Source organism: Dinoroseobacter sp. PD6 (genome assembly GCF_028807315.1).
Taxonomy (GTDB): domain Bacteria; phylum Pseudomonadota; class Alphaproteobacteria; order Rhodobacterales; family Rhodobacteraceae; genus Dinoroseobacter; species Dinoroseobacter shibae.
On the sequence record NZ_JARAMN010000001.1, the window covers coordinates 153968 to 176655 of the forward strand.

The 22688-nt window shown below is 59.5% G+C and carries 20 protein-coding genes and 1 tRNA gene; 4 read left to right on the plus strand and 17 right to left on the minus strand.

From position 1 onward, the window contains the following. Window positions 1-18: 18 nt before the first annotated feature. Both PVW48_RS00620 and PVW48_RS00625 read right to left on the minus strand, forming a co-directional pair. On the minus strand, window positions 19-1071 hold the full coding sequence (locus PVW48_RS00620) for a TAXI family TRAP transporter solute-binding subunit (protein ID WP_274579824.1): 1053 nt from the start codon (window positions 1069-1071) through the stop codon (window positions 19-21). A gap of 34 nt (window positions 1072-1105) precedes the next feature. Beyond that, on the minus strand, window positions 1106-2398 hold the full coding sequence (locus tag PVW48_RS00625; RefSeq protein ID WP_274579825.1) for a hypothetical protein: 1293 nt from the start codon (window positions 2396-2398) through the stop codon (window positions 1106-1108). Window positions 2399-2610: 212 nt separating this feature from the next. Here PVW48_RS00625 and PVW48_RS00630 point away from each other — a divergent pair, with 212 nt between their 5' ends. Further along, complete coding sequence (locus PVW48_RS00630; protein WP_012178592.1) at window positions 2611-2904, plus strand: hypothetical protein; 294 nt, start codon at window positions 2611-2613, stop codon at window positions 2902-2904. Here PVW48_RS00630 and PVW48_RS00635 read toward each other — a convergent pair. Then, window positions 2876-4195: an ATP-binding protein gene (locus PVW48_RS00635; protein WP_274579826.1), complete on the minus strand. Its 1320-nt coding sequence runs from the start codon at window positions 4193-4195 to the stop codon at window positions 2876-2878. The genes PVW48_RS00630 and PVW48_RS00635 overlap by 29 nt on opposite strands. A 45-nt stretch (window positions 4196-4240) precedes the next feature. On the opposite strand from PVW48_RS00635, the gene PVW48_RS00640 reads away from it, so the two are divergent. Next, window positions 4241-5146 (plus strand): MBL fold metallo-hydrolase, encoded by a 906-nt coding sequence (locus PVW48_RS00640; RefSeq protein WP_274579827.1) that lies wholly within the window; start codon window positions 4241-4243, stop codon window positions 5144-5146. A 69-nt stretch (window positions 5147-5215) separates the two neighbouring features. Beyond that, window positions 5216-5290 (plus strand) — tRNA-Asn (locus PVW48_RS00645). A 511-nt stretch (window positions 5291-5801) separates the two neighbouring features. Here the strand turns inward: PVW48_RS00645 and PVW48_RS00650 are convergent. From PVW48_RS00650 to PVW48_RS00690, 9 genes are all read right to left on the minus strand, one after another. Then, window positions 5802-7532 carry a DUF3883 domain-containing protein gene (locus tag PVW48_RS00650; protein ID WP_274579828.1) on the minus strand — a complete coding sequence of 577 codons (1731 nt, stop codon included), beginning with the start codon at window positions 7530-7532 and terminating at the stop codon, window positions 5802-5804. 70 nt (window positions 7533-7602) lie between these two features. Next, window positions 7603-8709, minus strand: coding sequence for a hypothetical protein (locus tag PVW48_RS00655; RefSeq protein ID WP_274579829.1), 1107 nt, complete (start codon window positions 8707-8709; stop codon window positions 7603-7605). Between the two features lie 135 nt (window positions 8710-8844). Beyond that, entirely contained in the window at window positions 8845-10191 is a 1347-nt protein-coding gene (locus tag PVW48_RS00660) for a hypothetical protein (RefSeq protein ID WP_274579830.1), read from the minus strand. Between the two features lie 177 nt (window positions 10192-10368). After that, on the minus strand, window positions 10369-11100 hold the full coding sequence (locus PVW48_RS00665; protein ID WP_012178586.1) for a hypothetical protein: 732 nt from the start codon (window positions 11098-11100) through the stop codon (window positions 10369-10371). Beyond that, window positions 11085-11867 (minus strand): terminase large subunit domain-containing protein, encoded by a 783-nt coding sequence (locus PVW48_RS00670; protein ID WP_274579831.1) that lies wholly within the window; start codon window positions 11865-11867, stop codon window positions 11085-11087. The genes PVW48_RS00665 and PVW48_RS00670 overlap by 16 nt, the downstream gene beginning before the upstream one ends. 240 nt (window positions 11868-12107) lie before the next feature. Beyond that, window positions 12108-12680, minus strand: coding sequence for a hypothetical protein (locus PVW48_RS00675; protein ID WP_274579832.1), 573 nt, complete (start codon window positions 12678-12680; stop codon window positions 12108-12110). Between the two features lie 2 nt (window positions 12681-12682). Then, a complete protein-coding gene (locus tag PVW48_RS00680; RefSeq protein WP_012178583.1) occupies window positions 12683-13078 on the minus strand; it encodes a hypothetical protein in 396 nt (131 codons plus the stop codon). Continuing rightward, a complete protein-coding gene (locus PVW48_RS00685; RefSeq protein ID WP_274579834.1) occupies window positions 13065-13748 on the minus strand; it encodes a hypothetical protein in 684 nt (227 codons plus the stop codon). The genes PVW48_RS00680 and PVW48_RS00685 overlap by 14 nt, the downstream gene beginning before the upstream one ends. Before the next feature lie 202 nt (window positions 13749-13950). Beyond that, the gene (locus PVW48_RS00690; protein WP_157865304.1) at window positions 13951-14178 is read right to left on the minus strand and encodes a hypothetical protein; all 228 of its coding nucleotides are present in this window, start codon (window positions 14176-14178) and stop codon (window positions 13951-13953) included. 249 nt (window positions 14179-14427) lie between these two features. Here PVW48_RS00690 and PVW48_RS00695 point away from each other — a divergent pair, with 249 nt between their 5' ends. Further along, on the plus strand, window positions 14428-15063 hold the full coding sequence (locus PVW48_RS00695) for a hypothetical protein (protein WP_274579835.1): 636 nt from the start codon (window positions 14428-14430) through the stop codon (window positions 15061-15063). A gap of 674 nt (window positions 15064-15737) precedes the next feature. Here PVW48_RS00695 and PVW48_RS00700 read toward each other — a convergent pair. From PVW48_RS00700 to PVW48_RS00720, 5 genes are all read right to left on the minus strand, one after another. Then, the gene (locus PVW48_RS00700) at window positions 15738-18065 is read right to left on the minus strand and encodes a DUF5906 domain-containing protein (RefSeq protein WP_274579836.1); all 2328 of its coding nucleotides are present in this window, start codon (window positions 18063-18065) and stop codon (window positions 15738-15740) included. Between the two features lie 115 nt (window positions 18066-18180). After that, the gene (locus PVW48_RS00705) at window positions 18181-18459 is read right to left on the minus strand and encodes a helix-turn-helix transcriptional regulator (RefSeq protein ID WP_044027735.1); all 279 of its coding nucleotides are present in this window, start codon (window positions 18457-18459) and stop codon (window positions 18181-18183) included. A gap of 190 nt (window positions 18460-18649) precedes the next feature. Next, window positions 18650-19807: a tyrosine-type recombinase/integrase gene (locus tag PVW48_RS00710; protein WP_274579837.1), complete on the minus strand. Its 1158-nt coding sequence runs from the start codon at window positions 19805-19807 to the stop codon at window positions 18650-18652. Window positions 19808-20358: 551 nt separating this feature from the next. Continuing rightward, window positions 20359-21669, minus strand: coding sequence for an alginate O-acetyltransferase AlgX-related protein (locus PVW48_RS00715; protein WP_274579838.1), 1311 nt, complete (start codon window positions 21667-21669; stop codon window positions 20359-20361). Next, window positions 21666-22679: an alginate O-acetyltransferase AlgX-related protein gene (locus tag PVW48_RS00720; protein ID WP_274579839.1), complete on the minus strand. Its 1014-nt coding sequence runs from the start codon at window positions 22677-22679 to the stop codon at window positions 21666-21668. The genes PVW48_RS00715 and PVW48_RS00720 overlap by 4 nt, the downstream gene beginning before the upstream one ends. Between the last annotated feature and the right edge of the window lie 9 nt (window positions 22680-22688).

The following is a 22688-nucleotide window of genomic DNA, read 5'->3' on the forward strand; positions in this document are numbered from 1 at the left end:
CGCGCGGCCCGGTCTCGCTCAGCAGCCGATGACCGCGCAGATCCGGTTCCGGTAAGCTTCGTTCGCCGCGCTTTCGGGTGAGGTCATGGCGGGGCGCGCCCGGGTGCAGTTGGGCTGGTATGTCGCCACCAGACCGTCATTGACGCAGGAGGAGACATCCCATCCGGGGGGGATGTCGTTGAGATCCACCTGCTGCCATTTCGGATGGCCGCTGGCCTGCAACTCGGCGAACCCGTTCAGGATGAGGTTGGAGACATCCGACACCGCGGTGCAACTCGCCCGGTGATAGGCGTTGCGCTGCGGGATGTATTCGTAAGTCATCAGCACCGCCTTGACCGCGACCACGGGCACCGGCTCGGCCTGGAAGGCATAGGTTCCGGCGGGGATTTCGGAAGGCAGGTAGACCGCCTCCAGCAAGGGGTCATCGACCGGCACGAGGTGGAACCGGTTGGCATCGATCTCGGTTTCCGAGAACAGCCGCGTTGGGGCCCCCGCGACGTAGAAGAACGCGTCGATCTCGCCCGCGAGGAGTTGCGCCATGGCCGCGTCCGGCCCGATGGTCAGCAGTTCTCCGGCGTCCACTTCGAGAAGGTCGAGAAAGAGCGACGCGGTCAGGAAGGTGCCGCTGTCCTGAACGCCGATGGCCACGCGCTTGCCTGCGAGGTCCGCAGGCGTCGCGATGTCCCGCGTGGCCAGCAGGTGGACCTCCTCGTTGTAGAGCGGGAAGGCGATGCGTACCCCGGCGATGGCGCGCGCGATGTTCTGGTCGCTGGCGGAATAGGTCTTGAGGTATTCCAGCACGTCGCTCTGCACGATGCCGAACTGGGTGGCGCGCCGCTGCCGCACGCCGAGGAAATTTTCCAGCGAGCCCGCGCTTTCAACCACGTTGAGGGTCTGTCCGCATTGGTCCACCAGGTTGGAGATGTCGCGGCCGATCTGGATATAGGTGCCGGTGGGGCCGCCCGTGAGGATGTTCTTTTCGAACTCCTGGGCGGCGACCGCGCCGGAGCCGAGCAGCAGGGCGAGACCGGCGCGGACGATCTGGAAGAGGCGACGTTTCAAAATACTCATGATGTGTCCTTTTATAGCCCGGGGCGATGGCGCCTCAGCAGCGACCGAGATCCCGCACCAGCGAGACCAGGGTCTGCCGGTTCACGGTGGTGAACACGCTAATCAGCGCGTCATGGGTGCAGACCCCGTCCGTCAGAAGGGTCCGCAGGCGTTGCAAATCCTGGGGGCTCGCGGCCTCCAGGCCGGGGGCCTGGGCCACCGCCAGGTTGACCCGTTGTACCGGTTTCGGAGTACCGCGCGCGAGAACCGCGTTCGGCGAACCCGTGGTCGGCGGTTCTGTCCGGGCCGGGGCGACCGGCTCCGGCGCGGGCGCAGCCGCGAGGGCGGCACGTGCCGCGCGCAATTCGGCGATGTCCGCGGTCAGGGTGGCCAAGGCTTGTTCTGCTTCGGATGTCTCCGTGGTCAGTTGTCGGAGGGTGGCGCGGGCGGCGGTTTCCTCGGCTTCGCGCTCTGCAAGGGCGGCGGTCGTCGTGCCAGGGCGGTCCTCGGTCTGGTCAAGCGTGGCCTGCAGGGTCGCGAGCCGGGCTTGCGCGGCGTCGTGCGCGCGCACCGCTTCTGCAGCACGGGCCTCTGCGTCCTGCGCCGTGGCTTCGGCCGCCTGCGCCGCGGCGAGAGCGGCTTGTTCCCGCGCCGCGGCCTGAGCGAGCGCCTCCTTGACCTCTGCCGCGCGCGCCTGTGCGCTTTGCAAGTCCTGTGAAGCTGTTCGCGCGGCGGCTTGTTGTGCATCGGCCTGTGCCGTGAGCGTGTCGAGCTGGGCCTGCGCCGCAATGACGAGATTTGCCGTGGCCAGATACTCGGCCTTTATCGCGTCGAGCTCGGTGTTGGCGTCGGCGATTGCGCTTTCCATTTCGGCGCGGGTCGCCCGCAGATCGGCCAGTTCGCGAGCCAGTTGGGCCTGCGCGGCTTCCGTGGTCGCCAGGTCCGACAGCACGCCTTCATGGGTGGCGCGGTCTGCGTCCGTCTGCGCGCGCAAATCGGACAGCGCGGCCTTTGCGACAGCTGCCTGCGCGTCCAGGTCCGCGAGCTGTTGTCGGGCGTCCGCCGCTTGCGCCTGCATCTCGGCCAGAGTGGTTCGCAGGCCGTCTGCATTGCCTTGCAGCGCGGACAGATCCTGCTGCGCCAGGCTGCGCGCGGCTTCGAGATCGGCGATTTCGCCTTCCAGACCCGCAATCACCCGGCGAAAGGACGCGGCTTGCTCCGACAAGCCTTGCACCTCCGACGCGGCCTCTGTTGGTCCCGTCTGTGTTTGTGCCGGACCCATGGTGGTCATGGCGGCGAGGGTCACGGCTCCGAAAATCGCGTGGCGTAGCAGGGCGTAACTCCTCAACTTGTAAACAGTTTGTTAACCAAGACCAGATTAGGCGCAGCTACGCGCCCGACGCAAGGATTTCGGTCTTCGGGCGGCAGCCCGTCCCGGGGGGTTGCCGCATAACGCCTTGTGAAACGGGCCAGATCTTTACCGAAGCTGTCGCACGCGTCCCCACGCGCCACCGTCAGCCGGATCGCCAGAATGCGCGACACCGGCTGCGCGCACGCCGGATGTTCGGCGCAATTCGGATGGAATCTGCGACAATCTGCCCTACCATTCTTCAGGTGGACGAGATGGAGGGGGAAATGAGGTTTCTCAGAACACTCGCATTCGCGCTGCGGAACCTGTCGCGCCTGGGCTACTACCACGCGGGTGCGGAGTTATGCGGCGGCACAGAACGGCGCGCCAAGGCGGACGCCTATCGCCACCTCAGGACCATGACCGGCGGCGCGGTGCGGGCGCAGATCGCAGAGGTTTTCGCGCGCAACGCGCGCTTTACCGTGCAATCAAAAGATCGGCCTTGAGACCGCCGAGCTTGTCCGAAACACCCAGCCGCAGCGCGCCCCCGTGGCTGCGCGCGACATCCGCGGCAATGGCCAGCCCGAGCCCGACGCCGGTCCCGGCGTTCTGATTGCGGGCGGCATCGAGCCGCGCGAAGGGTTTGAGCGCCTGGCCGCGCTGATCGGGCGGGATGCCCGGGCCGTCATCCTCGACCGAGAACCGCACAGCAGCCTGGAAGAGATCCACCGAGACCTGCGCATGGGTGCCGTAGCGCAGGGCATTGCCGACCAGGTTGTCGAGCGCGCGCTCCAGCGCCATGGGGCGCAGGGATACCTGCGGCTCGGGCGCGCCTTCGGGCAGGGCCGGGCGCGTGAAGCTGACCTTGCCGCCCGTGCGTTTGTACTGATCCACGATCCCCTCGACCAGGTCGAGCGGGTTGACCAGCCTCGCATCCTCCAGCGCATCGGCCCGGGCGAAATCCAGAAACGTGGTCAGCAGCCGCGACATGTCCTGCACGTCCTGTTCCAGCGCGGCGACCTCGGGCGAGGGGGGCAGCATCGACAGTTCCAGCTGCATCCGGGTCAGCGGCGTGCGCAGATCGTGGCTCACCCCCGACAGCATCATGGTGCGCTGTTCGATCTGACGCTCGATCCGGGCGCGCATTTCGAGAAAGGCATGGCCCGCGGCGCGGACCTCCAGTGCCCCCGAGGGCTTGTAAGGCACCACGCGCCCCTTGCCGAAGGCCTCCGCAGCCTTGGAAAGCCTGGCGATCGGTCGCAACTGGTTGCGCAGGAAGATATAAGCCACCACCGTCATCAGCACCCCGACAAGGATCATCAGCACCAGCAGCTGATGCGGGTTGGAGGCCGACACGCGACGCCGGTCCAGCTCGATCATCACGGGCAGGACCTCGGTGTCCAGGCTGAACCGCAGCGCCCGGTCGTTGTCCTCGAGATCCAGCAGACCGACCCCGTCCAGCTCCCCGCGCAGAACCTCGATCACCGTGCGGCCCGAGACGTCATAGAACAGGCGCCGGTTTTCCACCGGCGGGGCCGCATCGAGCGGGGCCAGGGAAATCCGCAGCGCCCGTGCCAGCTGCTGCGCCCGCAGCAGGCCCTCGGTTTCGATCGTCTCGCGCAGCAGGCGCGCCTCGATCACCACCGAGCGCGTCATCTGCCGGGTCACGTCCTCGAAATGGCGCTGCAAAAAGGTGATCGACACCACCAATTGAATCGTCACAATCGGCAGGATGAGGATCAGGGCGGCGCGCGCGTAGAGACGCCGGGGAAGAGAATTCTTGAGCCAACGGAACATGGACGAGAGCCTAGACCGCGCCGTCTCCGGGCGAAAGGGGACGCGATGAACCTGCCGCCACGTCCGCCGCGCATCGCCACGCTGGCGCCCGGCCTGCGGCGGGTGATCGCCGAGAACCCGTCGCCCATGACCTACTGGGGCACGAACAGCTTCGTGCTGGGCACCGGGCGCGTGGCCGTGATCGACCCGGGGCCTGCCGGGGGCGACCAGGTCGACACGATCCTCGGGCTGCTCGATCCCGGAGAGGTCGTCAGCCATGTGTTTGTCACCCATGCCCATCTCGATCACAGCCCCGGCGCCCGGGAACTCGCCGCGCGCAGCGGTGCCCCGGTGCTGGCCTTTGGCGATGCGTCGGCGGGGCGCAGCCCGGTCATGGCGGCGCTGGCAGAAGGCGGCGCCTTGGAGGGCGGCGAAGGGGTGGATCGCGCCTTCGAGCCCGACATCCGCCTGGCCCATGGCGACCGGGTGGACGGCGGCGACTGGACGCTGGAGGCGCTTTGGACGCCGGGACATTTCGGCAACCACCTGAGTTTCGCCTGTCCCGAACAGGACGCGCTGTTCTGCGGCGATCTCGTGATGGGCTGGTCGACATCCCTGGTCTCGCCGCCCGATGGCGATCTGTCGGCCTTCATGGCGTCGCTGGACTTGCTTGCGCGGCGGAGGGAGGCGACCTTCCACGCCGGGCACGGTGCGCCGATTGTCGATCCGCGGGCTCGCATCGCCGAACTGGTCGCCCACAGGCAGATGCGCAGCACCCAGATCCGTGCCGCCCTGGGCGAGGCGCCGGGCACCGCCGCGGCGCTGGCGGCGCGGATCTACACCGAGATCCCGCGTCCCCTCCTGCCCGCTGCCGCGCGCAACGTCCTTGCGCATCTCATTGATATGGCATCAAGAAATGAGGCCGATCACGAAGGCCCGTTGACGTCACAGACCGTGTTCCGTGCAGTATAGAAATAGTTGCCAGTTTTTCCCTGCACCCTCTGGACAGCCTCGCAGCGAGTTGCTACATCGCACGCCAGTTCCGGCGTAGCTCAGCGGTAGAGCAGTTGACTGTTAATCAATTGGTCGTAGGTTCGATCCCTACCGCCGGAGCCAAAATCTCTCTTTTACAACAAGAGAGTATCAAGACCGCCCTCCGGGGCGGTTTTTGCTTTTGCAACGATTTTGCAACGACATCGCGCCCTTGGACGACTTCATTTATCATTTTCTTCGCTGGTCGGCCCTATACCGCTCTTCGCAGTCGTAGCAGATGTCGTCTCCGGGCTTTCTACGAATCGACCCACATCGCCTGCAAGGGTGGTCGGGTGTTTCATAGAACACATTGCCAGTCGCCCAAGCTTTAGCTCGTTGGGGATTTGGTGACGGGACACCAAGGTCCCCTCTCAAGTACGCGTGCCATACCGCAATATTCGACATACCCAAGAAATCGGCAATCTCGCGGCACTCCTTGCTTTGTCGAAGGTGGCCCTTCTCTCGGTAAAACGCCCGAGCCATTTGTAACGCGGTAGGATACTCTTTTAGATCAACAAGGGTTTTTCGTCGGGTCATCACATTAGCTCTCAAATTCAGTCAAACCTTGGTTTTTTAACTTCGCCCAGTGCATTGCCTATAGCACTCGAGCTCGATATGACGTTGCTTCGAGCTGAAGCACTTCGGACAAGCTTCCTGTTAACGAAAAGAACCTCGGTTTCTTCGAAAGATTAAACACTCTTACTAGACGGTAGGAGTCTCCTTTTTCTTCCGAAACAGCAACTTCGTTGTTAGATACAAAAAATGGTGTTGCTCTTCCGCTATTCGTTGTCTTCACCTCAAGAAAAACCTCATTGCCATCTTGATCGAAAGATCGAATATCATAGCCAAGGCCATCGCCTATATCCTTTGACACCCACTTGACGCGCTTGGCCAGATCCACTCTGCCCGCGGCGGTGAGTTTCATAACTTCATATTGGAATACAAAGTACTCGCCTGCTTCACCGAGCTTGCGGTTTCGCGCTTCTTTCGCAGCAAAGTCTGTTTGTGTCGCTCGAGGCTTTCCTTTTTTTCCTGAGACTTCTGTAGGTGCAGCAGTCACTGGGGGAGCTTCCGAAATTTCGTCCAGCTCGCTCTCGATAAATTCTCGAAGAGCTTCTTTCGTCGGCAATTCAATTTTCTTGCTTGGTTTCTTTTCTTGAGTACCGCTAGCTATGGAAACTTCGTCAGTAGCAGTAGTTGAGCCTTCAATTGCGGCAGTTTCTGCCTCAACCTCATCTACTTCATCGCTTCCGCTTTCGTCGTCGGACCCAGCTGGCACCGACCCACGTATCTCATGCTGCGAAGCTAGCCAGATCGGGGGCGCTGTGTCCAAGTCGACCGCTTCAACGGCTTTGTTGGTTGCGTCAAAAAGCTCGGCCTCAAGATCTTGCCATTCGCGCAGCAGACCCGGAAAATCTGTAAATGCGTCTTCTGCAACCGAAAAAATGCCCGGATTATTTTCGTTGTTTTGAATGGAATCCAAAACTTCGTTGAGTAAATTGCTCTCGCCTGATTGAGCAAGCCTCTGATCTACTTTGATCAATTCTTGAATTAGGCGAATTCCTCGCGATCTCGCCGCACGCATATAGATTCCGCGAGAAGGATTCGCCCAGAAGAGAGCTGCTTTAGTTTTCTGAAAATCGTTTATCCCTACTTTCTTGTCTGAAACAATATCGGGAAGTCCGTTTAGGTCAAAATGCAAAGACTTTCCATCGTTCAAATCGAAGCGGAGGCTCTCTATTGGTAGGTCAGCAACATAGCGATCCAAAAGTAGATCATTCTCCTCACTGTCGAGTGTATTGATTACCGCAGGAGCTAGATATCTGACCTCCTCATCGTTCAGCTGTCGTCCCAAGTAGCTTGAGAGTTGATTATTGGCATACTGGAAAAGCAGTACTGTATTGAACCAGCGACCATCAGATTGAAAGCCTATGTGTAGGATAAGAATACTTGCGAGGCAGTCTAGTGCTCGATCAAGATTCGGATCAGAAGGATTCTCGCGAAGCGCCCTTCCGATGACATAGGAATAGTAGCCAAGCTTAGTGGAGGGAACGCGACCCTCAATCACCGCCTGCCAACCAGATGGGAAAGACGCCCCCGCAATACGAGGACGAACAATGCGACCGGAGAGAATACCGAGTTGATAAGCTTCTCCAGCACGAGTTCGAGGACCTGCTCCAGTGTCCCCGACCGCCAGCTGGAATCCTCTCTCGCCTCTGTGCTCTTCGGATGGCACTTTGGCCAACGGGCCTTCCAACCAGTCTACCCAGTGGTGTTTAACAAGTTCATCGATATAGAAAAACAGGAACTGCGAGTTAACTGCCATCGTATCCTTGCCAGCGTGGAATCAGCTACAAGAGACGATGCCACGCTATGGTCGACAAGGGAACGACCGGTTAAGGCTTCATGAGTCCAAGCACATGTTCAAACTCGATTTTCCCCCCTCGATCCCCTCTGGGGATCGAAGTGCGGTGGTCTCTGATGCGATAGAGGAAATACTTGTCCCACTTGTAACCAAGTTGACCGGCAATCTCTGCGATTACTTGATGAGTTGGAACGTCTACACCTCGAATCCTACTGTTTCCGATGATGATATAGTAGAAACCTCCGGGCCTAAGCGCGCGGAAAACGGATTCCATATTTCTCCTCATATCATCGAAGAAAACTACCGCAGTCTTGAACCTAGCTTCATCAATCGTTTCAAGTTCTCCAAGGTGTTGCCGCGAGATCGAATAAACGAAATCTTCCCGTACCTCTCGATTGCGGCGCACGCTTTCACCTAGCTGGGCATTGCGAACTGTCTTTATCGCATCGTCATCCGCGGTTCCGATCCATGCGCTCTCGAGTTTGATACATCGCGTATAATCCATGGCATTGATGTAGGGAGGTGAGGTTATAGCTAGATCGACCGACGTTGAAACGTCAAAATTAGTTGCATCAAAACCCTCCCAAACGATTCCATCAGATTTATGCTTTTGGCTTTCCGATACAGCATCAATATACTTAGAAGCTATTCTGAGGAACTCATCCAAAACCCGTTTAGGCTTCTTTTCATACTTTTTCGAAATATATGGCTTTAAAGACTGCCTTTCAGCTTTTGAACAGGCTCTGATGATATCGCCAAAGGCAGCCAGAAGGAATTCGCGTACTTTCCCCTCATCCGTAAGCTCAAAAATGGCAGACTTCAACTTCAACAGATCGGAAAAGTTTTCATCTCCAAACCAGTATTCGATGTTTGCAAGTCTAGGCTTCAAATCGTCATACAGGGATTGATGTTCAAACGCTCTCCCGATCTCGGCAACCAGGAATGAAATTTTTCCAATCTCATCTTCAGAATACTTCTGCGTTGCGACTGAAGCAATTAATCTGGCGTACGGGTCCACTTCCACACCGTGCACAGAATTCGCATAGCGGACAGCTTCAATTGCAGTCGTGCCCGATCCCATGAATGGATCCAACACACTTAAACTGTTTGAAGTTAACGAATGATCTTCGAGGATCATCCGCGGGACATAAGCGACACTCCTGCAAGGGTATCGCCCTCCCACGAAGTGAGGCGTCCTTATCAGAGCTCGACTGTTCGGGAACTGGATCTCCGCGCCCCACTGCAATTCTGTCAAGGTTGATGCAGTCTCCATCTATGGCCTCCGAAGAACAACCATGCTTTCCCGCATGTACTTCCTGTTGTTTCCTAGTTTCCGGTACTGCTGCGAGGAAGGAATTACCCCCCGATAAACTCGAACTTCATCCACTTCATAGCCGCTCTGCCTGCCTAGGTCGGCTAGCAGAAGGTCCGTAGCGACCGCAACACCTCCGTAGAAAGAATTCCCAACAACAAATCCAAGTCGACCACCACTTCTTACTCTGCCTCTCAGGTTATCCAGAAGATTTCCTAGATCAGCAAAATAACCCGACAGCATGCTCCCAATTCTTGGCGACCAGAGGTCTTGCTGTTCGATGTGTGGTCGAATAACATCATCGACGATAGGAATTCCAAACTCATTGTACCTATCAGCCCACGTAGCATGCACGTGAGACCGAACGGAGGCTTGTCTAAACGCCTGTTGGTCCGTCTTGGACTTGAAGAAATCACCCAGCCAAAGCTCCGACATGTAAATCTTGCTGTAATCAAAGCAATTAGCATACGGCGGTGACGTTAAAACAGCGCTTACGTCTTCAACTTCGGCAGATAGAGCATCGCCTAAGCAAGATTCTTGGCGAAATTCTGGGGGGATAAATTCGGGCGTATGCTCAATATCCGCTGCGAACATTTCCAATTTCTGAATCATGAAACGCTTCACAGCAGACATGCAGTCCGCATCCGACACGGGCCAAGAATACCTAGTTTTCTTCTTTACACCATTCCCTGCCTTACGATGGGTTGAAAACGGCTCAATGGCAGAAAGGAACGCCAACTTAAAAAGTGCGTTGATCTTTGGGCAGTCTATTTCTTGAAAGAATGCTTTGCTCCTCAGAAGTGCCTCCAAAACCTCAGTCTCGAAGTAGCGTTGCACAGTGGCATTGTTTGGTTCCGGCGCGCGGCTCCTAAGCGGAGATTTGTCAAAATCGAAGATAGCGTCTCTCAAAGAGCGCAGCTCAGCAGCACTCATGACCACAGCTTTTGTTTTCGCAACGAAGCTAGTCAATGGACTGACATCGAACCCGAGCCCACGCAGTCTGAGTTCTCCCGCCACCAGAGGAGTAGTGCCAGAACCCGAAAACGGGTCCAAAATCAAACCATCTTCGATTTTGACACTTGCTGAGAGGAATTCTTTTACGAAAGAAGGGGAAAACCCTTCTTTATAGGGGAACCATCGATGTCTAGGCATTTGCATCGACTCAATAAAATTTACTGGTGACCGGTAGGTCGTTCGCGTTGACTGCTCGTTTACCCGGATAGTCCGCTCAAGCTCACGGTAATGACGATATAGGTCCTCTGCCAGAGGGGCAGCATCCGATTGTGGGTCGATGCTAGACAGCGTCATTCTATCCTCGTTTTTAGTTATTTCTCTGACGCGTAACGAAAGCGCTTCGCACGACGTGTCACCCGTAGCACTACCAATATGACGCATCCATGAAGCGTGCACAACATGTCGTATGACGATATGAACCCTTGCTGCCTCGATTCTTCCCCGATGCCGACGCAGAGCTCTTCTTGAGTGTCAATGCCAACCCTTCAGACTCGAGACAACGATGTGCTGCCTGTGCAGGTAGTGGGATGCGAAGGCCCCGACGATCAGGGCAATGCCGAGGTCGCCGTGCCCAGCCGATGATCGCGACTGCGTGATGACCTGATTGCCCGCAGCCGTCGTCGCTGTCGTGAACGATCCAAGGTCATCTTCGATCTCCTGCCGTAACGGCAGGTCTTGGGCAAACTTAATGTCGCCGGAGGCGAACAGCACGGCGGTGGTCTCGATCATGAGCGTCTTGCCCGCGTTGACATAGCGGCCTTTCCGCGACCAATCCTGCCCGCCCGTCATCTGGATCGCATGGTGGTTCACATTCTGCTCCCAGAGCATGTCCGAGACGACGCGCCCAATGGACGTACCGTCGATACACAGGGCCGTCTTACCGGCGAACGGCGGAGCGTTCTTGAGGCGGATCAGATGATCGACCACATCGACGTAGGACACGCCACGGAAGCGGTCGGCGTAGACGACCGTCCGTTCGCGCGGGCCTACGATGCACTTGCCGTTGTCGATGATCGGCAGAGCCTCGTCCTTGAGTACCACGACCGCCGAGTAATCGTTTGCCTGCCCGAGGTCTGCGGCCAGCCAGTATCGCGAAAAGCCAGTGACGCGCGGCACGGCAGGATCGTTGTTGGTCTCGTTCACTACGCGTCCATCCGGGTGATAGACGAGGTTCAATTCGGGTTTGGTTACAGCCTCGGACATATTGCCTTCTCCGTCTTGCTGGTGGCCTGTTCGATGATAGAGAGGTCAAAATACGCCTGACCGTCGGCCAGCATTTCGACCAAAATTTCCTGCCGAAACTTCGTCGCGGAGAGCGTGCGGCGCATCCGCTCCACCTTGTCCGCCAGCCTCGGAATGTCCGTCCCGCGCACAACGATGCGGTGGATACCGTCACCCGGCTTCGCATCAAGGAACAGCCGGGCGAAATAGTTGTTCTTGCCTGCGGGTGTGCTGCTGAAGAACACCTGCCCGTCTTCGGTAAGCATTGGCAGCACGGATGAAATCAGGTCTTCGCCGCCTCCGTCGCCTTGCAGGAAGGCACATTCGTCGATGATCAGGCAGGACACCGCAGGAAAGCCCCGGATCGTGTCCGAGGTCGATGGCAGCGCAATGACCCGCGCGCCGTTTGCGATCTCCAGTTCGGTTTGAGTTGGGCGGGTGATCACAAGCGATGTCCGCTGCAACTGCCGCCCAATCTCGCGGGCGATGATTTTCGCCTGCCGCTCGGCAGGTGCGACACACAAGGTCAGCGATTCCGGCACATGCAATTCCTCGACCGCTCGCGCGGCGAGAACCGATGTCTTACCCGACTGACGCCCAACCCGCAGCGCAACCTCAGTCGCCCGGGTGGTGAACGCCTCGACCTGCCAGGGATCGGGCGCGTGCCCCATCCAGTGCGTGAGGCGCGAGACGGGATCGAGCCGGCGCTCAAGGTCTTCCGCCCAAGGGATGAGAGCGTCAAAAGGCATTCTTCTTCCGATCATAGAAGGCGCGCATGTTGACGACATTGCACTGAGTGCAGCAGCGGTTTGCGTCGCGCGGCGATACGTGGCCGCGTTTGCACGGGCGTCCTGTGAAGTAGAGTCTACCGCCCTCTGCCAGCATGACCGCCTCGGTTTGAGGGAGGCACACCCATTCAGGCGATCCGGCGGCTGTGGCCGCAGCAAGGCGGCGTCCATATTCCTCCCATCCCTCGAACTCGCGACAGGTCATAGCGGGCCACCTTCCTCTTTTGCTACCGACAACACTTCATGACGCATTCGGCGAAGGAACGGTTCACGGGCAGCGGGCACCTCTTCACACACCTCGGAGATGATCCGTTTCAACGTGACCCATTCCGGCGATTCCGACAGCGTGACTTCGACGGACAAGCTGGTTGCCATCTTGCCGTGCATGGTGGCGATGTCCCGCAACACCTTGCGCAGACCTTCCATAGCCGCGAGCGCGAAAACGTCATCCTCGATTTCCTCCGCTTTTGTGATCAGCGTTTCGACCCGCCGCGCCAACTTTTCATAGGTCCGGGCAACGTCCATCCGTTCCTCGTTCACGATGGCGGTGTCCGCCTCGATCCCTTCGATGCGATTTTCAGCAATGATGCGGCGGCGCGTTTCTTCCGTGATCTTTGTGTCCCGATATCGGCGCACAGTGTCCGGGTGGGTGCCAATCCGGCGGGCGATGTCTGTCAATGACCGCCGCCCAAGCACGATATCCTTGATGATCGAAGTTTTCTCCGGGTGGTTGTCGATCACGCCATGCCGCCCGGACGCCTTGTTGCCCGCCATTTTCAGGTGTCTCCTGACTTGTCGGTTGGGGCGGCGATGGGCTGGGCGTTATCGTTGCGATACCATGCCGCGCGCTCGCGCAGGCGTTTCCATTCCTCAACGGAGACATCGACCAGATGATCATGCACGCGATTTGCGAATTGTTCCCCAACGCCCGACCGCAGGAGGTCGTCGCGCAACTGTCCAAACGGGACGCCGCCGAGGTGGAGTTTCATCATCGCCGTGAGCGTGGCTATTACGGCATCGGTCGGGTCGCCTGACGGATCGACGGTGATTACATCATGGCCGGTGGCGTATCTCTGGCCGTCGCGCAGAACATAAAGATCGTCTTCCGGGCCAAATCCGAACACGACATTCAGCGCGAATTGCAGGCAGGCTCTATCCTCAGGCGTTGCCATCATTCGCCTCCACTTGCTCGCGGATGTGGTCGGGAAGATCCGACGGATCGCTCCACGTCACGGGCACGAAACCGGCGGCGCGCAGGTTGCTATACTGCTGCCGGAAGTTGGACGATCCCATTACATCGCGCCGGACATAGACGCGCTTGTTGTCCGCATCCTTGATCACAGCGGAACGCGTCTGCGCGATCTCGGGCCGTCCTTGCTGGGCCGGGTCGAAGTGGTTGGGATTGTCCACGACCCGCAACGTCGTGCCGGCCAGAGCAGCAAGTTCGCGCATTTCGCGGTAGCGGTGCGTATCGCGCGCCTCCGCCCGCGTCAGTTCGACGACCGGATTGTTCGGGTCGATCCCAGCGGCGCGAAGGCGCGCAAGCCGCTGGCGTTCCGCCTGATCCTTCGCCGCCTTCTCCGCTGCCTGTTTGGGCGTCAGGTTGTCGGGTTCAGCGCGCTTTGGGTTGTTGATGGCGTCGAGCAGGCGGCGCGTTTCTGTCACTTCGTCGTCGGCGGGTGGAGATGCGAGTTTGCGTTGGAGGTCTTTCTTCTCGTCCAAGATGCGGGTGTTAAAGTCGTGCAAGCCGTCGAGACGTTTTGACTGCGCCTCGACTGTCTCGGTAAGCGTTATCACCTGCTTGATAAGGGCTTGGAGAGCGGCGTTGGTGTCGTCTGCCATTGGCTGTTCCTTTCATGTCTCAATCGAAGCGGGCGCGGCTGGATGCCACGCCCGCTTCTTGATTGGGACATGACAAGATCGCCGATCCGTCATGCACAATGTATCAACCGCTTATTGCTGCTCCGACCGGAGAATAAGGTGGAACACATTGATCTAAGGAGTTTTTTAGGTGGAGTTGGCGTCCCACCCGTCTGGTGTTTTGTCAGGCTCGAAGGTCGTTGATGACGGGGATGATCCAGCGCCACTGCAGATCGAACGATCCCGTTTTGGTCGACACCTTGAGGCCGCTGCCCGCCGCCGTGATGGCGTAGGATGAACCAAAATGGTCATCCGCCTCGGGATCAGACAGAAACGCGTCCAAGTCGTCCGCCAGATCGTGGGCGTCGTCAATGGACAACTCGGATGAGCTGCTGAGGGTGGTGACGGTCAAGATTGCCCGTCCGTCCGCAAATTCGGCTTCTATCCGCATGTTCTGCTCCGCGTTTTGAGTGCGCGCGCCCCGGCCATCCAGTGAGCCTGATCAGGGCGCGCGCAGGTGTATGGTCAGGCTCGATTTTTCGTATCACCTGGCTTGGGAGCGTTGGCATTTACTTTAGGTGGAATGGTGGGAAAATGAGGTGTTGGTTTACTGCCCGATTGATTGAAGGAGATTGCGTTGCCTCCCTTGCCCAACTCGCCCTTGAGGTCGCTTCTTGCCGAGGCGTATTCACCCTGCCGCTTCTTCGGACAGTGCAGAGAGGCGCAATGGAATCCTGCTAGCGGCCATATTCCGAGGGGGTTTGTTGGAGCGACTGGCAAGCCGGAAGATGTGGAATTGGTGATGGTGTTTTCCGAACCCGGCCACCCGCATGATGGCGAGCGGTATGACCCCGAAATTAGTGCAGACGGGCTAATGCAGGCATGTGTTTCGCACGCCTATTACAGCTTCAAAAACGGCACAGATTTGTTCCACCGCAACACGCGCTGGTTCATCGACCAACTCTATCCCGACCTGACCTTTGACGAACAGTTGCGGCGCGTCTGGCTGACCGAGGGGCGGTTGTGTTCCATAGACAACGAGATCGGGCGCACCACGGATCGCAGCTGCGCATCGAACTTCTTGGTGCGGCAAGTTGCGTTGCTGCCAAATGCAACCGTTGTCGCCTTTGGCGGAAAGGCGAAGCACTACCTGACCGGCATCGGCATCGGCATCGACTATGTCAGCGCATATGCCCTCGCCCCTCCCGGCGCGAACCACAGACCAGCGCGCCCGAGTTGGGAAGCAGCGATTGCTGAAGTCGCTGCCCGCCGTCAGGCACGCAGAGCGGGCGGCTGACAGGCATCATTGCGATGGTGGTGCGGATGCGCGGATATGCCGGTCATACCGCTTCACGCTCGCGTAGAGGCGCACTGCTGCTTGGCAGTGTCGGTGCGCTTGGTTTGTGGCACGCCGCGCCACGAATAGGCGGTGTGCAGATGTGCGCAGTCATGTAGGATTTGCCAACCATCTGCGCGCGGATATGCCCATGCAGGAAGGCGGCGTTGCATAGCACGTTGCAAAACCGGGCTATCGATCCCACAACCGATTGTTATATTATAGTTTTTTCGGGCCGATCGCTTCATTAACGATCAATCGGCCTTCGCAGATCGACCCAGTTGCGACCGCGTCGCAACAAATCGGCGGAGAAAGCGGGAACGGATCACCTCGGGAGCGCGCGTCCCACGATGATGTGTCGCCCTGTGTCACCAGCGGATCGAACCGACACACCAGCAAACCATTGCAGAAATTGCATTTTTGTCAGTTGTGTCAGGTGTGTCAGTATATTCTGAAAAGCGGCAAAGCCGCGCATCAGCGTCGCATCCGCCCTCGGGCAACAATTAAGCAGAGACAAAACTGCACCGCGTCACAACCGACGCAACCGACACGTTTGCCCCTAACCGCTTCGCCCGAAAGCAAAAAAGGCCCGTCACCCCCTGACACGCCTTTCTCGACCGTGACACGCCCGCCTGTCAGAACGGAATATCTTCTTTGTCTGTGCCCACGCTCTCAGCGTCATGGACATCATCGGGCGGACACCATGCGTGCCACTCTTCCTTCCCATCGGCATAGTCGGCTTGGGTGACGTGCGCGACCGCCTCGCGGAATTCGGCCAGCGCGCCGAGCTGACGACCGCGCTGCCGCGACTCTGCCACCGCCTTGACTGTCACCATGCCATCATCGACCCGCTGGGCATATCCGGTCACATGCTGCGCGTTGCGGACGTTTGTTGCGAACGGGATCAGGCGGTCGACACGCGCCGCGATTTCCTCCGCGCCCATCCGCCGCCCACCGGGTTTTTTGTGAACCTCCCGCATGAGCGTTTTGACAGACACGACGCCCGCCGCCTTCACGTCGTCCGGGCAATATCCGTCCTCCGCGATTTCATGCAGCACGGCAATGACCGGATCGGACATCACCTTGTCCCGCGCCTTCGCCGCCGTCCCATAGGCGAACGTCAGCGCCTTCCTATCGACCGGGTAGTCGAGCAGATAGCGCAGTACGATGCCTGGGCCGTCGTCCGACCGCATAAAGGCATGATAAGGCTCCCAGAAGGCATAGGCCGCATCCTGCCCTTGCTTGGTCGTCATGTCGAACGGCTGGGCAACCTCGATCACGGTCCAGCGGCGGTCATCGCGCTCAACGTGGACGGCATGTTCGTTGTTGGTCGTGGCGATCAGGCGGTGGACATTTTTGGCGCGAAACGTCGCTTTGAACTTTTCCTCATACGACCAGCCCGGCGACGAAATGAACGATTTCAGCGTATCCGCGTCCTTCTTGCTGCCGTGGAAGATCGACTCTTCACAGGCAACGATGGTGCACCCGAACAGTGAACGGTTGAACTGGGAGAACAATCGGCTGCTTTCATGAACCACCGTGATTTGGCGGTCGTGAAAAATCGACCCAAGCACCTTTTCTTGAAGGAATGATTTGCCTGCGCCTTGTGGCCCGCGCAGTGCGATAGCGGTCGACACAGACGGCTCAGTGGGGCGTTGAACGGTATCAGCCAACCACATCGTCACCCAGTGCGCAAGATCGGCGTCACCGCCGCAGAGCACGTTCAGAACGTACTCCTTGAACACCGTGGCGTCGCCGTCGCGTGGTGCGCACTTGAACCCACGGAACACATTGTATCCCGGGCCGTCATATCCTTCGGGTTCGCACACAACGCCTTCATATTCCGCGCGGTCGGGATCCTCGATCCAGAGTTTGGCAATAGGCACCTGACCTTTGCCATACAGAACGCGCTGCGTCGCCGTTTTTGCCATCAGATCATCGCGGGAATAGGTGGTGAATTCCGGCGCGGATTTGCGCAGGTATTCGATCTTCCCATTAAGGTCGATCACAGCCCACTCGCGGTTGAACTTTTCGACCATGCGGTAGTGCAGCGGCGTAGGCGTGCCTTTTTCGCGCTTCTTGGCCGACTTGAGCAGGTTTGCGATCTCGGCTTCGGGCAGCGGACCATCTCCGAATAGATGATGGAAATTCGTATCGCCATTCAGGCGGCGAATCTCGGCATCCATTTCCGTGTCCGGCCAGCCGCGCGATTGCATGGACATTGCGATCCGCATCAGCAGGTCGTTACGCCCAGCCGGGTTGTCAGGCACCTTGTATCCCATATCCGAATGATCGAGCGTCGGCTGTTCACGGGCGATTTCCTCGACCGTGGACGCCGACACACGGCACCCGTTCTCGATCATGTCGAGGATAACCGACTTGTCCGCTTCGTCGATCACGCCCATGTGCTGGTCAGTCAGAACCCAAGCGAGTTCACGCTGGGAACCGTAGAGCGGAAGATTGATGGAGGTCGGCTCGTTGTCGGGCGTTACGACCGTCTGTGTCGACTTGGGGAAGATTTCCGTCTTTTGCTGGACCTTTTTGGGCAGGCGACGACGCAACGAAGCAAGGTAGTCGTGCATAAGTTTCGCCCGCACGGGTTGATCCGTGAAAACGTAGATGTGCAGCCCACGCGACTTCGAGCGGAAGGCGGCGCAGCGCGTGCGCATCCGCTTGACCAGCTCGAGCACTTCATCCTCCGGCATGTCATACCAGTCGACATCGAGCACGCCGAAGCGGCATGTGCTGTCCGCGCGAACGGGTGCGACACCGATAGACGTCTCGCCACTAATGTGCTTCCACGCAAGCGCTTCGGTTAGCGGACCATCTTCGGTCGTGACCTTGGCCTCGACTTTACCGTTCTCATTTTTGACACCACGAGAGCGGAGTTCGAGATGGCGGTTTTCATACCCGTTCCACAGATTGAGGAATGCACGGGCGGTTTTCGATTTGAGTTCGTCCATACCATTTCAGGTTGGACCTGCTTTCCCGGTTCAGAGCGCGCGGACGACCATGTATAAGCGACTTATGACCCGATAAGTCGCGCTCGTCCTTTCGCGCGCTGAGCCAGGGGGCAGGTCACGCACCTGCCCCCTTTTGTTCGTTCAGCGCAGCCGCACCGACTTCCATTTGCTTCGCCCATGTCAGCACGGCGTCGCGGTCATACCGAACGGTGCGCTGGCTGAAGTAGATGGCCGGCGGTGCGTTGCCTTCACGCTTCCACGCATACAGTTGCGCCTCCGAGATACGGAGCAAGTCGCACACTTCACGCGGCGTCATGATTTTGGGGTTGGTGATTTCGAACTCAAGCTGTTCGATGCGCTGTTCCAGCGCGCGGAGATTGTCTGGGGACTCCATCAACGGTTCACTCCTGTCTTGTCCCTATCGAGACAGCAGGACCCATCCGTTGATACTCGCTGGGTTCGGGTCGTCACCTTGGCCCGCTTCCCAACGCGGCGCTGCCGAGGCTATCTGGCATCCGCCTGAACGGCGCGCGCGTCTCACGACGGGCGTTGATGCACGAGTACAGTTAGTTGTGCTCCTTGCTTCAATCAAGATCGAAAGCAGGTCTTACCTTAATCCGCTCGAAATAGACCTTTTCTATTTCGTCAACAGCGCGGCGGTTGCCCATCCGCTTGAGGTATTTCATCAGCATGTCGCTACCCTCGCCCGCCTTTTTATCGCCGCGGAGAAAATGGGCGACGTAGTCGGGCAAGAATGCCTCGGCTGCGGCCTGCATGAAGTGTCGCCTACCGTCATGGGGCAAAAACACGCGAACCCGATTTCCGTCGATCTCTGCGAACGTGCCCTTGGGGTCGGTGATGTATCCCGTCGCGGACGACGCCGGGAACACCCATTCGCTGCCCGAATTGCGGATCGCTTTTAGCAGATCAACCACCGTGTCCATCACCGGCAGCGTGCGCGCCAGCTTGTTCTTCATTTTCGTCAGGTGGATCGTCTTGTTCTGCAAATCGACCTGATCCCATGACAGAGAGCAGACGTTTTCGGAGCGGATGCCGGTCAGGAACATGACGGCGACCGCTGTGCCGACAATCACGTTCTTCTCGCGCCGTGCCATGATGGCGGACCAGATCGTTGACCAATCGTCCGCGTCGAGGTCGTGCTGCCGCGCTACTGCCGTCCACTGCGCCTCGGTCTCGTCGCTCTTGGCAACCCGCGTCCGTTTCTGGTTAACCGGGTTCACGACAGGCGCGAAGTTGAACGCATTGCCGATCCCGATCCGCACCGCCCGTGCGGTCGCCTTCTTGCCTTCGGCCATGAGGCGGTTGAGGACGGCCTGAACATTGGCCGAGGTCACATCGGCCACGTTACTGTCCATGATCTCCTTCGCGTGCATTTCAAGCTGGCGGGTCATGCGCTGGCGATGGTCGTCAGACATACCGCCCTGCGCCTGCGATGTATCGCACCAGAATATCCAACCATCCCGAACGGTCTGGATGTCGCTCTTGGCAACCCCCGTCTTGGTGTCGCCTTGCTTGAACGCAGCAACAGCATCGAGCGCAGGGAATCCGCCGACCTTGATCGACTTCGTTTTCCCATCGACCTTTCGTTTGATGTACCATGTGCTCTTGGTCTTGCCGACGTTCAGGTAGAGGCCGGGAAAGCGGTCGCCGTCATGGCGGTACATACCCGGCGGCGTTTTCAGCAAGCGAGCGGGTTTCGTGAAGTCGATGGCGGCGGTCATGTGGCGGGCTCCATTTTTGCAACGTTTTGCAACGCATCACGTCACTATCATGCGCTACCATGCACTGTAAACCGATTGATTATCGTTGCAAATTAGGTGTAAACAATTGTTTTTTATGACAACCATAATCACCATGCACCAACCGAATAAATATCGTCGCTTGACTGTTAATCAATTGGTCGTAGGTTCGATCCCTACCGCCGGAGCCAAATCTCCTTGAGATTACAAAACGATAAAGGTCGTCCGATAGGGCGGTTTTTGTCGTTTTCGGCACCCTCTACAACAACTCTACAACATTGGCGCCTCTACAACGAAAAAGGCCGCGCCTTGCACGGAAAGAGCCGTGCGCGGCTGCGACCATGCTTTCGGACATGATGGTACGCCTCAGAAGAGGGGGCTTGGGCAGGGGTGTCCGTGCGTCCGGGATGATGTGGCGTGTCCGGCTGTTCGGTCCGGGGGAGGCCGGTTTCGGATTTGGCCGAGGGGGCCGCGCAAGCTGTGGCGTGATGACCCCCGGCCGTGTGCAAGTGCGCCCGGGGGCCGTTTCGGGATCAGAACAGTTGGATGGTGATCATTTCGGTGCCCTTGAGGGGCGTTGCTGTGACGGTCTTGGGGGTTCGATCGCCGAAGGGGCCCAAGACGCCGAACAGGTGTGTGCCACGCAGGTCAACCGGCACCGCGGGGCGGCGGCGCAGGGTGACACGCTGGGCGGAGCCATCGACAAACTCCACATCGACCCGGATATTCTGGTGCTCCAGGCTTCCGGTTTCGATCCCGATCCCGGACAGGCCCGACTGTGCGACCTCGATCTCGAGTGGCGCGCCCGCATCGCGCACCGCATGGGTGTCGCCGGTCCCGCTGGATCGATATTTCAAAGCGCCAAGAAGTTGCCGCAGGAAGGAGACCGAGTTGAAATTCTCGGTATAGGGCAATTCCCAGATCACCATGGGATGGTCGCGCCGGTCGAGGGCACCGGACAGAATGTAGCCTTCCAGCGCGCCAATGGGCCCGCCACCGGAAACGGAGAAGTTCTCAACGTCCAGATCGAAGGCTTGGGACAGCGCATCTGCGAAGCGGTAGTGGTCGGTCTGATAGCGGTCGGAAAAGCTGCTGCCGAGAAGGGCCACCCGGGGCGCATCAGTGACATCGGCCAGCAGCCCTGCCGCTGAGGCGCGGGCGTAGTTGTAAAGCGGGGCGGTTTCGCGCCCCGGCTCGATGTCGCACACGTCGCGCAGGATCCGGGCGAGGGAGCCTTTTTCCTCGATCGTGGTTTCGAGCGGTGCCATCGCGGGCGCATCGGCCGGCATGTCCGGGAAAAGATCCGATCTTGCGGTCGCGGTGGCTTGTGCCACGGCGCGGGCGCTGGCCAGGGCGCCCGTGGTCGTCCAATGGGTGTCACGTTTGAAGTAGAACGCGGCGCGCAGGTCCGCATCGCTGAGGGCAAGCTCTTGCAGATTGGGCACGATGGCCCCGGTCGCGGCGAGCCCCGTGATGAGGTCGCCGAAGGAGGCTTGTGCCGCGTCGAGGTCATGGTGCGCCTCGCCCATCGCCGCGTCAAGGTGCGCCTGGCCTGCGATGATCGGGCGAGGGGGCGGGACCACGATGGCAAGTGCGACGTCGCGCTTGTCGAACTCCCGCACGATCTCGGCGACCAGCGCCTGGGCGGCGGGTTTCATCGCGTAGCGCTCCTTCAGCTGGTCCTGGGTGAAGACCCAGCCGCTTGCCGCATCGCTGTAGATCGGGGCGTTACGGGCGTATTTGGCAGGCAGGCGCTCTGCCTCCAGCAGATCGGCGCAATATGGCTCGGCCTGCGCGCCGGTTGCGAGCAACAGGGCGATGCTCAGGAAGGGAAGGGGTTTCATTGTGTAAGGCTCCGACTTGTCAGGTACCGTTCCGGGATTTCCCAGATCACGAGGGTTGGCAGAGAGGCGAGATCGCCGATCTCGGCCAGAAAATCGTCCATGGGCACGAAGGGCCCTAGTCCAATGCGGCTGGCGTTCAGGACATCCGCTTGCAGGGCGTCCTTCAGGAACCCCTCGAAATGGAACGCGGGCTTGGCGGAGAAGCTCGTCCCGACCAGGGCGACAGGAAGGACCGCTTCGCCAAAGAGGTCCTCGGCGGCGTCCACCCGGGTTTCGAAGGTTTCGATGACCTCCGGCGCGGGGCCGATCCAGGGCCGCCAGGGGCCCGTGTCGGCAAAAACCGTGAGATCGCCTTCGAAGGGCACCACGCCGGTCACGGTCGTGGTGACGGCGGCCCGTGGGAGTGCGCGGTCCTGCAAAGCGGCGGCAATTGCCAAGGCACTGGCCCGCGCGCCCCGGGGGCTCCAATGGGTGTCTGTGCGCATGTATCCGTCGCGGATCGACAGCGCCGGGCGCAGGTCGATAACCGGCAACCCGGCTGCCGCGACGCTGCCGAGGGCGCGATCGAGGCGCAGGGCAAACCCCTCGGACCGGCTGCGTGGCAGGCGGTCGGCCTGCATCCGGGCCTTGTCGGGTACGATCACCGGGATCAGGTCGATGCCGTGCCCGCGCAGGGTTTGGGCCACGCGGCGCAGTTCGGCGTCGAGGTCGCGCGACGGTGCGGGTTCGATGAACTCTTCGCGGGTGAAGAGCCATCCGTCCCGCCCCTTGATCGCGCCCTCGGCGGTCTCGTCGAACACCTCCCAGCGCAGGGCGGCCCAAAGCGCGGCCGCGTGGTCCCGTGTGGCGATCCCGTCGGTGAAGCGATCCTCGAAGCCGCGCTGGTAGAGACCCGTGCGCCACCCGGTTTGCCAGTTGCCGAGATCGACCTGGGCGAAGGAGGTCAGGGACACGCCCGCCACGGCGGTGGCAAGGGCCAGGGTACTGATCTTGTCGGTGATGGACTCCATGTCGGTGGT